This window comes from Pseudogracilibacillus sp. SO10305 (genome assembly GCF_037072005.1).
In the GTDB taxonomy this organism is placed as follows: Bacteria; Bacillota; Bacilli; order Bacillales; family Amphibacillaceae; genus Pseudogracilibacillus; species Pseudogracilibacillus intestinigallinarum.
Window position 1 is genome coordinate 120646 of sequence record NZ_JAXHDE010000004.1, and the last position, 14911, is coordinate 135556.

The 14911-nt window shown below is 34.7% G+C and carries 13 protein-coding genes and 1 riboswitch; of the genes, 3 read left to right on the plus strand and 10 right to left on the minus strand.

Annotation, left to right across the window (positions count from 1 at the left end; all coding sequences use genetic code 11):
• Window positions 1-67: 67 nt before the first annotated feature.
• A riboswitch (purine riboswitch) is annotated at window positions 68-169 on the plus strand.
• A gap of 135 nt (window positions 170-304) precedes the next feature.
• Window positions 305-889, plus strand: coding sequence for a xanthine phosphoribosyltransferase (locus SPD45_RS05585; protein WP_336266745.1), 585 nt, complete (start codon window positions 305-307; stop codon window positions 887-889).
• A gap of 3 nt (window positions 890-892) precedes the next feature.
• Window positions 893-2197, plus strand: a complete 1305-nt coding sequence (locus tag SPD45_RS05590; RefSeq protein WP_336266746.1) for a nucleobase:cation symporter-2 family protein — start codon at window positions 893-895, stop codon at window positions 2195-2197.
• A gap of 66 nt (window positions 2198-2263) precedes the next feature.
• Here the strand turns inward: SPD45_RS05590 and SPD45_RS05595 are convergent, their stop codons facing one another.
• Window positions 2264-3112 carry a TetR/AcrR family transcriptional regulator gene (locus tag SPD45_RS05595; protein WP_336266747.1) on the minus strand — a complete coding sequence of 283 codons (849 nt, stop codon included), beginning with the start codon at window positions 3110-3112 and terminating at the stop codon, window positions 2264-2266.
• Window positions 3113-3201: 89 nt separating this feature from the next.
• Between SPD45_RS05595 and SPD45_RS05600 the strand changes: the two genes are divergently transcribed.
• Entirely contained in the window at window positions 3202-6285 is a 3084-nt protein-coding gene (locus SPD45_RS05600) for an efflux RND transporter permease subunit (protein ID WP_336266748.1), read from the plus strand.
• Window positions 6286-6574: 289 nt separating this feature from the next.
• Here SPD45_RS05600 and SPD45_RS05605 read toward each other — a convergent pair whose 3' ends face one another.
• From SPD45_RS05605 to SPD45_RS05645, 9 genes are all read right to left on the minus strand, one after another.
• Entirely contained in the window at window positions 6575-7258 is a 684-nt protein-coding gene (locus SPD45_RS05605; protein WP_336266749.1) for a DUF4956 domain-containing protein, read from the minus strand.
• A gap of 1 nt (window position 7259) precedes the next feature.
• Complete coding sequence (locus tag SPD45_RS05610) at window positions 7260-8024, minus strand: polyphosphate polymerase domain-containing protein (RefSeq protein WP_336266750.1); 765 nt, start codon at window positions 8022-8024, stop codon at window positions 7260-7262.
• Window positions 8025-8193: 169 nt separating this feature from the next.
• Window positions 8194-9453, minus strand: a complete 1260-nt coding sequence (locus tag SPD45_RS05615; protein ID WP_336266751.1) for an amino acid permease — start codon at window positions 9451-9453, stop codon at window positions 8194-8196.
• A 245-nt stretch (window positions 9454-9698) separates the two neighbouring features.
• A complete protein-coding gene (locus tag SPD45_RS05620; RefSeq protein ID WP_336266752.1) occupies window positions 9699-10538 on the minus strand; it encodes a PepSY domain-containing protein in 840 nt (279 codons plus the stop codon).
• A gap of 56 nt (window positions 10539-10594) precedes the next feature.
• Window positions 10595-11956 carry a sensor histidine kinase gene (locus SPD45_RS05625; protein WP_336266753.1) on the minus strand — a complete coding sequence of 454 codons (1362 nt, stop codon included), beginning with the start codon at window positions 11954-11956 and terminating at the stop codon, window positions 10595-10597.
• Complete coding sequence (locus tag SPD45_RS05630) at window positions 11953-12663, minus strand: response regulator transcription factor (protein WP_336266754.1); 711 nt, start codon at window positions 12661-12663, stop codon at window positions 11953-11955. Before SPD45_RS05630 ends, SPD45_RS05625 begins: the two co-directional genes overlap by 4 nt.
• A 106-nt stretch (window positions 12664-12769) precedes the next feature.
• Window positions 12770-14095, minus strand: a complete 1326-nt coding sequence (locus SPD45_RS05635) for an FAD-dependent oxidoreductase (RefSeq protein WP_336266755.1) — start codon at window positions 14093-14095, stop codon at window positions 12770-12772.
• 73 nt (window positions 14096-14168) lie between these two features.
• Window positions 14169-14444, minus strand: a complete 276-nt coding sequence (locus SPD45_RS05640) for a GNAT family N-acetyltransferase (RefSeq protein ID WP_336266756.1) — start codon at window positions 14442-14444, stop codon at window positions 14169-14171.
• A 59-nt stretch (window positions 14445-14503) separates the two neighbouring features.
• Complete coding sequence (locus SPD45_RS05645) at window positions 14504-14911, minus strand: (4Fe-4S)-binding protein (protein WP_336266757.1); 408 nt, start codon at window positions 14909-14911, stop codon at window positions 14504-14506.

Genomic DNA, 14911 nt, shown 5'->3' on the forward strand with positions numbered 1-14911 from the left:
AGCCAATTTTTCCTTTAGTTTAAAGGAGTCGGAACACTTGTCTTTCTATTTAAAAATGATAAAATAAGACAATCAACTTCTATTTTTTCATATAATCGTAGGGATATGGCCTACAAGTTTCTACCGACTTGCCGTAAATAAGTCGACTATGAGAAGAGAAGATAAATGAGTGCGATTATGATTATTCATTCGTGCCATTTATATGTTGTTTGGACGATAAAGTTCAAAAACAAGCTCTTCTTTGTACCTATTGTACAGCTTGTTTTTGAGCTTTTTTTATATTTTCAGGAGGGATTTTTGTACGATGGATATTTTGCATAAGAAAATTTTGGAACACGGACACGTATTACCAGGGAATGTATTAAAGGTAGATTCATTTTTAAATCACCAAATCGATCCAGAGTTAATGTTAGCGATTGGAAAGGAATTTGCGACACGTTTCAAAGATGCTGGTATTACAAAAGTTTTAACATTGGAATCATCCGGAATTGCACCTTCTGTTATGGCAGGGTTAGAACTTGGTATACCGGTTGTTTTTGCACGTAAAAGAAAATCTTTAACATTAGTAGAAAACTTGTATACAGCTACGGTTTATTCGTATACAAAACAAACATCTAACGATATTTCCATCTCAAAAGATTATATCGGTGAGAATGATGTTGTATTAGTAATCGACGATTTCTTAGCAAATGGACAGGCAGCACTTGGATTAGCTTCTTTAACAGAACAAACTGGTGCAACACTTGCCGGGATTGGAATTGTAATTGAAAAAGGATTCCAAGATGGTGGACAATTGCTAAAAGAAAGAGGATATCGCGTCGAATCTTTAGCGGTTATCGACTCCTTAGAAAATGAAACAGTCACTTTAAGAACGGAAGAGGTAAAATAAACGATGAAATCATTTACGTTAAGTATTCAACATTTGCTGGCAATGTACGCTGGCGCAATTTTAGTACCCTTAATCGTCGGTGGTAGTATCGGGTTAAACGCGGAACAACTAACATATTTAGTTGCTATTGATATTTTAATGTGTGGAGTTGCGACAATTTTGCAAGTAATGCAAAACCGTGTTTTTGGAATAGGATTGCCAGTCGTTTTAGGATGTACGTTTACGGCAGTCGGACCTATTATTCATATCGCTGGTGAATATGGAATTTCTGCTGTGTACGGTGCGATTATCACTTCTGGTCTTTTTGTTATTTTAATTAGTGGATTTTTTGGTAAGCTCGTTCGCTTTTTCCCACCAGTTGTCACTGGTTGCGTTGTTACGATTATCGGAATCACATTAATTCCAGTTGCGATCAACAATATGGGTGGCGGAGAAGGTGCACCTGACTTCGGCTCATTTACAAATATCGCATTATCTTTTGGAACTTTGTTTATGATTATTGCAATTTATCGCTTTTCAACAGGATTTATGCGTGCCATCTCGATTTTAATCGGCCTAATTATCGGAACGATCGTCGCTTCGTTCTTTGGACTAGTTGATTTCCAAAATGTAAAAGATGCTTCCTATGTTCATATGGTCGTACCATTTTATTTCGGTGTTCCTACTTTCCATTGGTCAGCTATTATTACGATGATTTTAGTAGCGATTGTTTCATTAGTAGAGTCTACTGGAGTATATTTTGCATTAGGTGATATGACAGAAAGAGATTTAAAGAAAAATGATTTAACACGTGGGTATCGTGCAGAAGGAATTGCCATTGTATTTGGGGGAATCTTTAACGCTTTCCCATACACTGCATTTTCACAAAATGTTGGTTTAATGCAAATAACTGGGGTAAAATCACGTAAAGTTATTTTCATTACTGGGGTAATGCTAGTTGTACTAGGATTCGTTCCAAAATTAGCAGCAATTACAACAATTATCCCGACGGCTGTTTTAGGTGGAGCAATGTTAGCAATGTTCGGTATGGTTGTTGCTCAAGGGATTAAAATGTTAAGTGGAGTCATTGTAGAATCAAGCGAAAATGCGATGATTATCGCATGTTCTGTTGGAATGGGACTAGGTGTAACAGTAGCGCCAGAATTATTTGCACAATTCCCGTCAAGTATCCAAATTTTAACGAGCAATGGTATTGTAGCTGGGAGCTTCACAGCAATCATATTAAATATTGTCTTTAATATGATTCCGAAAAAGGAAAAAGTATCTGAAACAATGAAAATCGAAGAAAAAGAAACATATGTATCATAACTTCACATGTAAGAGCAGTTCACTAGAAAATTGTCTGGTGAACTGCTTTTTTACTTCCTTCTATTATCAGGAAACTCCACTATTCCCCTCTCGGTCAATATATATTTGATATAAATACCTAACTTCTTTACATACGATAGAATGCTGGATGTTTTGTAATAAACCATGTATGACCGCATCAGGTAAATTTTTCTTCTCTAAATGTTCATGTAGTAATTGCAAAGATTGTACTAAAATTGGATTTTCTATTTCTTCCATCGATTCCATTATTTTCGATGTTAACATTTGTTCATCCACTTTTATGTAATCCCATTTAATTTGTAACATTAAATCTTCCGTTACAAAAGTAGTTTCACTATGTGTCGCAATTAAATCAATTTTCTCTACACATGAAGTTACGAATAATTCCATATCAATTTCTCCATTTTCTTCAAAAGAGAACTTTTGATATATTTGCATGAATGCTTTAATAATCCATACTAATTCATATTTTTCATAATCTGATTTTTGTTTATATAGTCGGTCTACTAAACGAAATAAGGATTCGTTTAATAATTGGTTATAGTATTTCATTTTTTCAATTAATTGTTCGTTTAATTTATGAATTTGTTCTTTAATATAAAGATTTGAAAAAGGTTGATGTCTTAAGGAAAAATGGTAGCTATAGACGAAAAACTGTCGCAACAATACTTCTTTTTCTTCATTTCTGACCATTTGGTCAACATCTGATGTGTATTCAATCATAAATCGGTCAATTAACGCTGTAATTAGTTCATCTTTTGATTTAAACGCTAAATAAAATGCACCCTTTGACATATTACAATCATTCGTTATTTGTTGAACCGTCGTATCGTTAATTCCTTGTTTTCCAAATAACTCTAACGCTTTATCCATAATTAATTGTTGTTTCCCCATTTATATAGCTCCTTCTTCATTGACAAATGACCAGTCAGTCATTATTATAGGAAACAGTGAGAAATTAGTCAATAAAAGGATGTGTCGAGTTGAGAGGTTTTATAAATTTTGTAACGAGAAATAAATTAGCCGTCTGGTTAATGACGCTTATTATCGTATTTTTCGGAATGTATTCTGGGACGAAGATGAAAACAGAAACGATTCCAGATATAACAGTACCATTTTTAATGGTAAGTGATGTATACCCTGGTGCAACACCAGAACAGGTCATGGATGATGTATCCATCCCACTTGAAAAAGCTGCGGAAAATTTAGATCATGTAAAAGCGGTCTATTCAAATTCTTACGCAAATATGTCGAGTATCCAAATCGAATATGATTATGGTATCGATATGGATGAAGCGAAACGTACATTACGTTCTGCACTAGATGATGTTGATTTACCGGAAGATGCAGAAAAACCAACTGTAACTGAAATAAATATGAATATGATGCCTGTCGTCGCTTTAAGTATAAGTAGTGATACAGAAGACATCGTTGAATTAACATCCACAGTTGAAGAAATTGTTTTACCAAAAATCCAAAAATTAGACGGTGTTTCTTCTGCAACGATTACAGGACAACATATTGAAGAGGTGTATGTCACATATGATGAGAAAAAATTAGAACAATACGAATTAAGTGAAGAAGATGTAAAAGATATTGTTCAAGCTAGTGACATGTCTCTTTCCCTAGGATTATATGAATTTGATGATAGTGAACAGGCTGTCGCAATCGATGGGGAAGCAGATTCTGTAAAAGATTTAGAAAAAATGCTTATCCCTGTAACGCCTTCTGAATCTAATCCATCTCCTTTCGTCGAGCTTGGTGATATTGCCAAACTTGAAAAAGTCGGTAAAGTACAATCTGTTTCACGTACAAATGGTGCAGATTCTATTTCTGTTCAAGTAATGAAAGGACAGCAGGCAAATACAGTTGATGTCGTTAATGAAGTGAAAGAATTAATTGACGAAGAAACGGAAAATATTGATGGACTTGTAATCGATGTTTCCCTTGACCAAGGTGAACCAATCGAAGAATCTGTCATGACGATGATTGAAAAAGCAGTATTTGGTGCATTAATTGCCGTTTTCATCATTTTACTCTTTTTACGTGATATTAAATCAACGATCATAAGTGTCATTTCTATTCCAGTGTCTATTTTCATGGCACTTTTACTTCTACATTGGATGGGGATTACGTTAAACTTAATGACACTCGGTGCAATTACTGTTGCAATCGGACGTGTCATCGATGACTCGATTGTCGTTGTCGAAAATATTTATCGTAGACTTCATTTAAAAGAAGAAAAATTAAACGGATTAGCACTTATCCGTGAAGCGACTTTAGAAATGTTTAAACCAATTGCATCATCAACGATTGTAACGATTGCAGTATTCGCACCACTAATTTTCGTTGGTGGAATGGTTGGAGAATTATTTATTCCATTTGCTTTGACGATGGCATTTGCATTAGGTGCTTCCTTACTCGTCGCAGTTACGATTGTACCTGCTCTATCCCATACATTATTCAAGAAAAAATTGTATGCTGAAAAAACGGAGCAAAAACATAAAGAACATGGAAAAATCACGAAAACTTATCGGAACATGTTAAATTGGACATTAAATCATAAGTTCATCTCTTCTACGATAGCTATTTTATTATTAGCTGGTAGTATTGCTCTAACACCATTAATTGGATTTAGTTTCTTAGGTAGTGAAGAAGAAAAAGTAATGTACTTAACTTACACACCTGAAACTGGAGAGCTAGAAGAAGAAACATTAAAAAATATTGAAGAGGTAGAACAATATTTACTAGAAAAAGAAGATATCGATATTGTCCAGCTATCTGTTAACAACGATGCAGATCCTATGTCGATGATGATGGGTGGCGGTACAAATGGTGGATTAATGTTCGTCATTTTTGACCCGGATACAGAAGATTTCGCAGAACAACGAGATGAGATTGAAGCGTATGTTTCTGAAATTGATCAGTCTGGTGAATGGATCAACCAAGACTTCTCATCTGGCGGATTTTCTTCAGACGAAATTACGTATTCGTTTTACAGTGAAGATTTAACAAAATTAAATGATACGTTACAATTAGCAGAAGACGCTTTACAAGAAGTGGACGATGTAAAAGATGTATCAACGACAGCAGAAGATGTGTTTGTCGAACACGTCCTTGAAACAGATCAAAATGAATTAATGCAACTTGGATTAACGACTGGTCAAATCGCAATGCTTTTAAACAATCATCAGTCGAAAGATGTTTTAACAACATTACAAACAGATGGAAATACGTTAGAGGTTCTTGTACAGTCTGAGAAAAATATCGATCCTACATCGTTAGATGAATTGTTAGATACAGAAGTAGAAACAGCAATGGGAGAAACAGTTCCTTTAAGTGAAATTGTAGAAGTTCGTGAGGATTCTACTTTAAACACATTGTCTCGTAGTAAAGGAGAATATTACGGGACTGTAAGTGGAACGATTACAAATGACGATATTACGAAAGTAACTTCAAATGCGGATAAAAAAATCGAATCATTAGATGTTCCTAAAGGGGTTACTTATGATATCGGTGGTGTTGCAGCAGACATGGAAGAAACATTTAGCCAATTAATTATGGCGATGCTTGCAGCCATTTTAATCGTATATTTCATTCTCGTCGTTACGTTTGGAGAAGGTACAGCACCATTTGCAGTATTATTCTCATTACCATTTACAGTAATTGGTTCATTCGTCGGGTTATTAATTGTCGGTGAAACTATTTCTGTTACTGTATTAATGGGATTACTTATGTTAATCGGGATTGTCGTGACGAACGCCATCGTTCTAGTCGACCGAATCATTCGAATGGAAAAAGACGGAATGAACATGCGCGAAGCCATTTTAGAAGGTGGAATGACACGTTTACGTCCAATTTTAATGACAGCTATTGCGACGATTGGTGCATTAATTCCACTTGCACTTGGAAATGGTGGTGGCGGTCTAATTTCGAAAGATTTAGCTGTAACGGTTATCGGTGGTTTAACGAGTTCGACATTATTAACATTAATTATCGTACCAATTGTGTATGAAATGTTATCAAAATTAACGAAGAAAAACCGTCAAGAAATCGAAGACAACTAATCTAGAAAACATTTGAACATAAAAAGGAGTTGCAGTACATAACTTTTACTGCAACTCCTTTAAGTTTGTGGCTCAACAAGGGCATTTTTTAAGTTACTACACAATAACTTATGAGATGCTCTTATCATTTCAACGAAATTAGAATAAAAATCGGTCATGTTTATCTTTTCGTGATAAACATGACCGATTTTTTTCATTAGAAACTAGTTAAGCTCTCTTCTAGCTTTCTTGAAAGTGGAGGTGGTGAAGTTTTATCGGTTGGCACCTCATCCAATCGACATCCCTTTCATTAGTCGGCACTTTCCATATATGTTAACGACACTTTTAAATTCGCGTTGCGCTCACGAATCGCATCGAGTAATTCTTTATCCTTTGTGGATGGACGATTTCGAATAGCATACGTATATAAAATCATCGTTCCTAAATTCGTCGTTTCGACTTGTCTTAACTCATGTTTTTCTGTATATCGTTTAAAAATATCATCTAATAACTGTTCGTGGTTTAAATTTTCAGGCACTGTTACTTTTAAAATTTGTGTATCTTTTCCTTTACCATAATTTAAGTAAAATAGTAAATAAAAAATGACACTACCAACTACAGTTAAAATAATAGCTAAATCATATTTAAACAATCCACAAGTCATCCCAACTGACAATCCGAAAAATATATAGGAAATATCTTTCGCATTCGTGACAGCACTTCTGAATCGAATTAATGAAAATATCGCAAATAATCCGAAAGCTACACCAGAATTCCCACTAATGACATTCATTACAACCGATACGACTACACTCATAATAATAATCGTATGTACAAATGATTGAGAATATCTTTCTCCATCAAATGTTAGTTGGTATACCTTTGTAATAATTAAACTTAAACCTAACGCTAAAATCATCGCTAAAAACACACTACCTATCGTCGGGTCCTCTACAGCACCGTTCGATGTCAACATATTATTTACAACATCCATTTTAAACTCCTCCTACCATTGATACTTCATCATATAAATCTGACATATTTAAACTCTTTGTTTCTAACATTTCCATGCTTGTGCAAAACTTCGATGCGCTTCGTTGTTCACAATTTACTTTTTGAATGATTCTCGTTAACCATAAAGGAACACTATCATTCACTTTCACTTCTAACACTACTAAATTCGGATCTATGAAGAAATCTCCATATGAACCATTTTGTACAAATAAATCTTCCTTTCTACTACGTAAATTAAAATCAAATGTCATACGTAAATCAGGATCATCTATACCATGTAATGCATGCCTGTCATAGCTTACAATCATTTCTGGTCGCAAACGGTACAATTGCCTAAAATAATGAATTTCCCGCATTACTTGTTCATTCGATGTGTCATATGTACCTAAAGGTTCATCAAGATTTGCATGTAAATAACGATTTGCTTCATAGACTTTCATCGTTAAGCGTCTTTTGTTAACGACCTTTTTATGTTTTTGTTTTACTTCAAAAAACGCCGTGCCATTTTCATCTGCATCATCGTATACACGTAATCGCAATTTTTGACGATATTGTAATTTGTTCTTCGTTTCATAATAAATTGTCTTATCTGGGCTTTCAAAATATAACGAGGTTACAGTATATTTACCCTCATAACCATTTTTATCTGAACGCATATATGGCAATAATTCTACAATAAGTGCTTCATATTGTTGTCTCGTTATTAAATATTTTTGTTCTCTTCGACGAAATATTTCGAGTGCCATCATTGTTACCTCGCTTTCTCTAATATTGGATTATTTATATCATACGAAATCGAAATGAGAAGATAGCGAAAGGAATATGATAGATTGATGAGAAGTCCGTGATAGAATACAAACAAAAAAACATTAGCTTTCAACTTTATAGTTAAAAGCTAATGTTTTTAATATCGATTTACCATCCTTTTGGTAGCAAATTGAGTAAACCTAATAAGGAATATGCTGCTGCACCAATAAAAATTATAATCGTTAATCCTTGTATGAGTGGATGTGCTAATTTTCCACAATTCCATGCTGGTTCTTGTTCATTTAATTTTCTTGCTTTATTTATCATAACAACTGGAATAATAGACATTACTACCCCTGCAAATGAACCGGCAATCGATAGTGCATCTACAAAACCGACTAATCCACTATATGCGATAACAAACGGTGTAATCGTCACAATACTTACAGAGATTAAGCGATATTTTTTATCCCATTCTGATGGAAACTTAAAATGATCTACAATATTCGTCATAAAGCTTTGTCCAATTCCCCAAAATGATGTTAACATCGCCATTAACGCAAATCCATTCGCTATAAAGAATGCCCAATGTCCAAGCGCATCTGCCCATGCTATTGTTACTACTTCTGTAATATTATCTGGACCAACAACTCCTAAGGACGCAAGTGGTACTAAAGCAAGAAGGACAGCAGTAATTAACATTCCTATTATAATGGCACGCGGCAAATTTTTAATATCCTTGTTTCCATTACTTGAATATCCTCTAGCAAGCTCAGGCACAATATATTGAGCTAAAAATGAAAATACAACGAGACTAAATACTGGAATAGCATATGTATAATTAGTATAAAAAATAAATTCCGATTTTAACTTCGGACCTATAATAGAAGCAATGATTAAAATCCCAATTAAAATTAACATTCCAATCGTCACAACTCTTCCAGCGACCCCCGCTGTTTTTAAACCTAACCAAATTACTAATGCAGCCGGTATAAAAAAGATTAAACTACCGACAAAATTTGGAATATGAAATAATTCTGATAATACTTCCCCACTCCCTGATGCATAGGCAGTCATTGCACCCAGTGCGTTAATCGCAACAGAAATAAACATAATCCAGGCACCTATTTTTCCAACATACTTCTCGGTAAGCCCACTTAACTGTAAGTCCTTTTTTGTACGTAAAGTGGTTTCTGCAACATATAACATCATAATAGTCGTTAATGTTCCGGTTAAAATAACCCAAAACAATAAGACAGGCCAGCCAGCATTCTTCGTGCCGAAAGCTAAACTTAACACACCTGCTCCAATATTTGTTCCGACAATTAAAGCAATTCCTTCTAATAAAGTTAGTCGAGTTCGCGTTAACGCTGAACCTTCTTCATTATTATGTTGTTCCATTGATTGTACTGTTTCTTTTATTGCCATTTACTTCTCCCTTTCTAACACAATATCCTATGTAATCAAATAACGGATGTTATCGTTTACATAGGATCGATCATTTCATTACATTAAATAATATATCTTTTACTTATATCATCATTATCTATTATTTCTGGTGCTTCAAAAAGAACCAAATCCACTATATTATTGGGATCAAAAATCAAAAAAACTATGATGTTTCCAATACACAAAACATCATAGTCTTTTCATCGTATATTATGAAGTTAAAATCAATCATCCCATTCAATACTTACAATTTTTCCTGAAATTGCATGAATTTGAATTTCCGCTTCTAAATCATCTGCTGTTTCAATTTCTACAAAATAATATAATTGTCCGTTTGAGCTTTCGAGATCCACATCATCTACTTCTCCCGCTACTCTATTTAAAGCAATTTGAATTGCTTCAGCTTCAGATATATTTTTTTTCTTTTCTTTTTCAGGTTCCTTTTTTTCCTGCTTTTGCTCTTTCTTTTGTTCCTTGTTCTCTTGATTTTCAGCTTTCTTCTGATCTTTCTTCTCTTGTTTAGCTACTGTTTTATCATTTGATGAATTATTTTGTTGCTTCTTGTCAGTTTGCGCCGGCTTTTGTTCTGTTTTTTCGACAACTTCTCCTGTCTCACTATGCACTTTTACAATCATTGTTTTTTCATCTGCATCTTTTACGACAGCATCATAATATTCTACCTTATCTTCTGTCGATTTAGACATTTCTTTAATTTCTCCTGGTGCATTTTTTAAGACAATTTCTTCTACTTCTTGTTCACTTAATTGTTTCGGTTGTTCAGTCGCTTTTATTTGTTCTACACTTTCGACTTCACCTGTCGCTCGAGAAATCTTTATTTCATATTCCCCTAAGTCCGATTGGATTGTTATAATAAACTGTTCTGATAATTCTTCAGTCCCAACGATTTCTCCATCATATCGTTCCCCAGCAATTTCTTGTGCTTCTACTTTTGAAATAGCTAGTTGCTTACTGTTTGGGGTAATAAATACTTGCCAACCAACCGTGCCGATTACTAATATCAATGCTGTTGCAATAACGACGCGCAATGTCATCTTTTTATCCATTTTGCTCACTCCAACTAAATTCTATTACTTACAGTATACGAAGTAATTATGAGAATTTAATGATAATCTACTAAGGAAATGATGATTTTTGCTTTCGTTCCTTTCCCTTCTTCACTTTCAATACTCACATTCGCACCTATGACCGCTGCAATTTCTTTCGCAATCGCAAGTCCGAGACCTGAACCACCTGTTTTTCGTGCCCGTGCTTTATCTACACGGTAAAAACGTTCGAAAATTTTATCGACATCTTCTGCTGGAATCCCTACTCCATCATCAATTACTTCAATAAGGCCATGTTTTTCATCGGTCTTTCCAATCGCAATCGATATATTTCCTTCACTATATTTATATGCGTTTTCTACAAATACATAAATAAGTTGTTTCAAACGTTTCCGATCTGCAAATACGGTGATTGCCTCGTCAACATGGAGAGCAACTTTTGTATTGAAGGCAGAGTGGAAATGTTGGATAATTTCCTTCACTAAATGAATTACTTCAATTTCTTCAAAATCTAATTGCCATTTCGACTCATTTTTAGCTAAAAACAATAATTGTTCTGTTAATTCACGCATCCGAATTGCTTCAGAATGGATTGCATCTAAAGATTCCTCCACTAATTCTGGACGTTCTTTTCCACGTCTTTTCAATAAATCACTATATGATTCAATGATCGTTAATGGAGTTTTTAATTCATGAGACGCATTCATTACAAACTCTTCTTGTTTTTCATAGTTCTCTTCTAAACGTTCAATCATCGTATTAAATGTTTGCCCCATTTGATACAATTCATCCTTGGACTTTTTTGGTAAATCAATTTTTGTATGGCGTCCACTTTGTTGAATTTTAGTCATCGTTTCAATCATATTTAAAATAGGCTTTGAAATAACTCTACTCAGAATTTGCGCCGAAACAATGACTGGAATCATCGCAATTAATGTGACAATCGTCAATATTATCTTTAACATATTTAAAATATTTGTTACATCTTCCAAGTTTTCCATCATTTGTAAATTGCCGACTTTTCCATCATCATCAATAATCGGAATGGAGACGAATGTATGATATACATCATTCACATTGACAAGTTTCGCAGTTTCATGATCATAAAACTGCACCGGAAAATCGCGTAATACTTGTTGTTCTGGCGTAGTTATCGTTACATCTACTTCTTCATTTGCACCGACTATTCGGAGCATCCCATTAATCGGTAAATAGGCGCGTAATAAATCACTCTGCTGTACTTGTTCGGAAGCATCTTTCATACCATTTACAGTTTTTATTGCCTCTTGATGTGACCGCTCGACTTCATTTTGATACATCATTTTATTAAACGTAAAATAAATCGCCACATTAATGACGATTAATAAGACGATAAATGTAAATGCGGTATATATATTAATTTTCGCTCTTAATTTCATTGTTCATCTTTCAGCACATAGCCGACTCCTCTAACAGTATGTATATATTGTTTATCATAAGGTTTATCCATTTTATTTCGCAAATAGCGAATATACACATCAACAACATTCGTATCCCCAAAATAATCGTAGCCCCATACATTATTTAATAGCTGTTCCCGATTAAGGACGATTTTTTCATTTTTTAATAAATAAGCTAATAAATCAAATTCACGTGGTGTTAGTTCAATAGAATCTTCTTTCCGATATACTTCTCTCGTTTGTTCATTTAATGTCAATTCCTCGAAACGAAGCACATCCTCCTCTTCTTCGACTACATCGGATTTCTTTTCTTGTTCACGTAATCGTAAATGCGCACGAACTCTTGCAAGTAGTTCTTCCATTTGGAATGGTTTTGTTACATAATCATTTGCCCCAAGATCAAGCCCGGCAACTTTATCTTCAATCGCATCTTTCGCCGTCAATAAAATAACAGGAACATCCTTATTCGTCGAGCGAATTCGCCGTAATATTTCAATGCCACTAATGCCTGGTAACATAATATCTAATAAAACTAAATCCCAATCTCCATCGATAAATGTTTGAAAACCTTCAAACCCATCATAAACTTTCGTTGTTTCATATCCTTCATATGATAATTCAATTTCTAATAAACGTGCAATTTTTTCTTCGTCTTCTACTATTAAAATCTGTTTTTTCTTATCCAATGGTACCCCTCGATTTTTGTTCATTTTACTTATTTTAACATAGAACGGATGGAATACGGATTACATTTCGCTAACAAATTCGTTAAAGGCTTCTATACTCGCCACATTATTTTGCCTTTCTCGCAGCTTTTTGAATTGGGTCCCAAACACCGTTGTATGGTGGTGCATAGGATAAATCAAGTTCTTCTAATTCGTCCATTGTCATCTCATTATATAAAGCTGTCGCTAGCACATCAATACGTTTATCTACACCAGCTTTCCCGATGACTTGACCACCTAGTAAAAGATTCGTATTTTTCTCATAAACTAGTTTCATATACAAATCTTCTGCGCCTGGAAAATAAGCAGCTATATGTTTTCCTTTATACATAACCGCTTCATGCTCAAAACCCGCAGCTGTCGCATCTTTTTCCGTTAAACCGGTTTTCCCTAATGTAAGATCCATAAATTTGAGCACCGAACTTCCAACAATCCCTTTAAATGTACGGTCCACCCCAACCATATTCATACCTGCAATTCTTCCTTGTTTATTCGCATTCGTCCCAAGTGGAATATAATCATCCGCTTTTTTCACACGATGGAATTGAGTCGCACAGTCTCCCGCAGCATAAACATCACGAACATTTGTTTCCATCCGTTCATTGACGATGATAGCACCTTTTTTTGTTTTCTGAATCGAATGAAGAAATTCCGTGTTCGGATGAACCCCTATCGATACGATGACTAAATCTGTTTCGTGCTCTGTTTGATCTGTTATGACATGTGTCGCTCTAACTGTTCCAGCAAATTTCTCTGTATTTTCTTCAAAAACAAAATGGATACTATGTTTTTTCGCTTCTTCATGAATATATGTAGCCATATCTTCATCAAAAATTTTGCCGACATATTGTCCACGATTGATTAATGTAACATGCTTGCCTAACTTACAAAAACTTTCCGCCACTTCTAAACCAACATAGCCACCACCAATTATAGTGACTCGCTCTATTCCATCATCAACCTTTTCCATGATCGCTTCTAAATCTGGAATATCTTTTAATAAAAATACATTTGCTAAATTAATTCCTTCCCAACTCGGTCGATTCGGATTTGCTCCTGTCGCAATAAGCAATTTATCATAATCAATCGAAAAAGCCTCTCCTGTATGATGATTGATTCCTGTCACAACTTTTTTCGTTTCATCGATTGCTGTTGCTTCATGTTTCGTTAATGCATTCATTCCAAACTTCTTTTGGTACATGGAAGGAGTACGTACGATTAAATTTTCTATGTCAGTTATATCCCCACTCAACACATACGGAAGACCACATTGTGCATAAGAATAAATTTCTCCACGTTCAATGATTGTTATATTCGCACGTTCATCATATTTAAAAATTTGCATCGCAGCACTCATTCCAGCTGCATCGCCACCGATAATGACATAATTCATTTCCTCATCCTCCTAATACATTTCTATGAAAAAAAGGTTGTGCAATACTGTTGCTCAACCTTTTCGTTACCCATTATTTTAACACATCATGCCATGCTTCATTTTTTTCAATTTGTGCTTTTGCAAATGGACATAATGGAACGACCTTTTTATTTTCTTCTCGTGCATATTGAACGATTCTTTCAACGAGCTTTTTTCCCGCACCTGTTCCTTTTAATTGATCTGATACTTCTGTATGGTCCACAATAATTTGCGTAGCACCTGTTGGAACAAAATGAATTTCTGCGATTCTTTCCTCTTCCGACTCCCCAATATAAAATCGGTTTTCTCCTTGCTTAATTTCATTCATCTTACGTTCCTCCTTTTAAATTATCATTCAATCTATATCCTACTTTACAAATTAAACTTTTATGGTTTACATTCTTCACTGTTATCACAAAATGGTTTATTTTGTGAGTAGCCACAACCACATAATGTTGCACGTGTTGCTTGTATCGCTTCTTCCCCATCCGTAATTTGAATATTTCCACGCATATATAAACGCCCATTTTCCTGTTGTACAATAGTCGTTGACGATGGTGCTATTTCTTTCGCCCCTCCGTCTTTTCTTGTATATTCTAATGCGCCTGTCGGACAACGCTCCACAACTTCTGCAATACGATCTGCCGTGGCGTGTTCTGGCTGTATCCAAGGGCGTTTTTGCACATCAAATACTTCTGGTAGTCCTTTTACACATTCTGCTGCATGTAAACATCGATTTTTATCATATCGAACTTCAATGGCATCTCCAGTATAAGCTCTAAACGTTTCTGACAT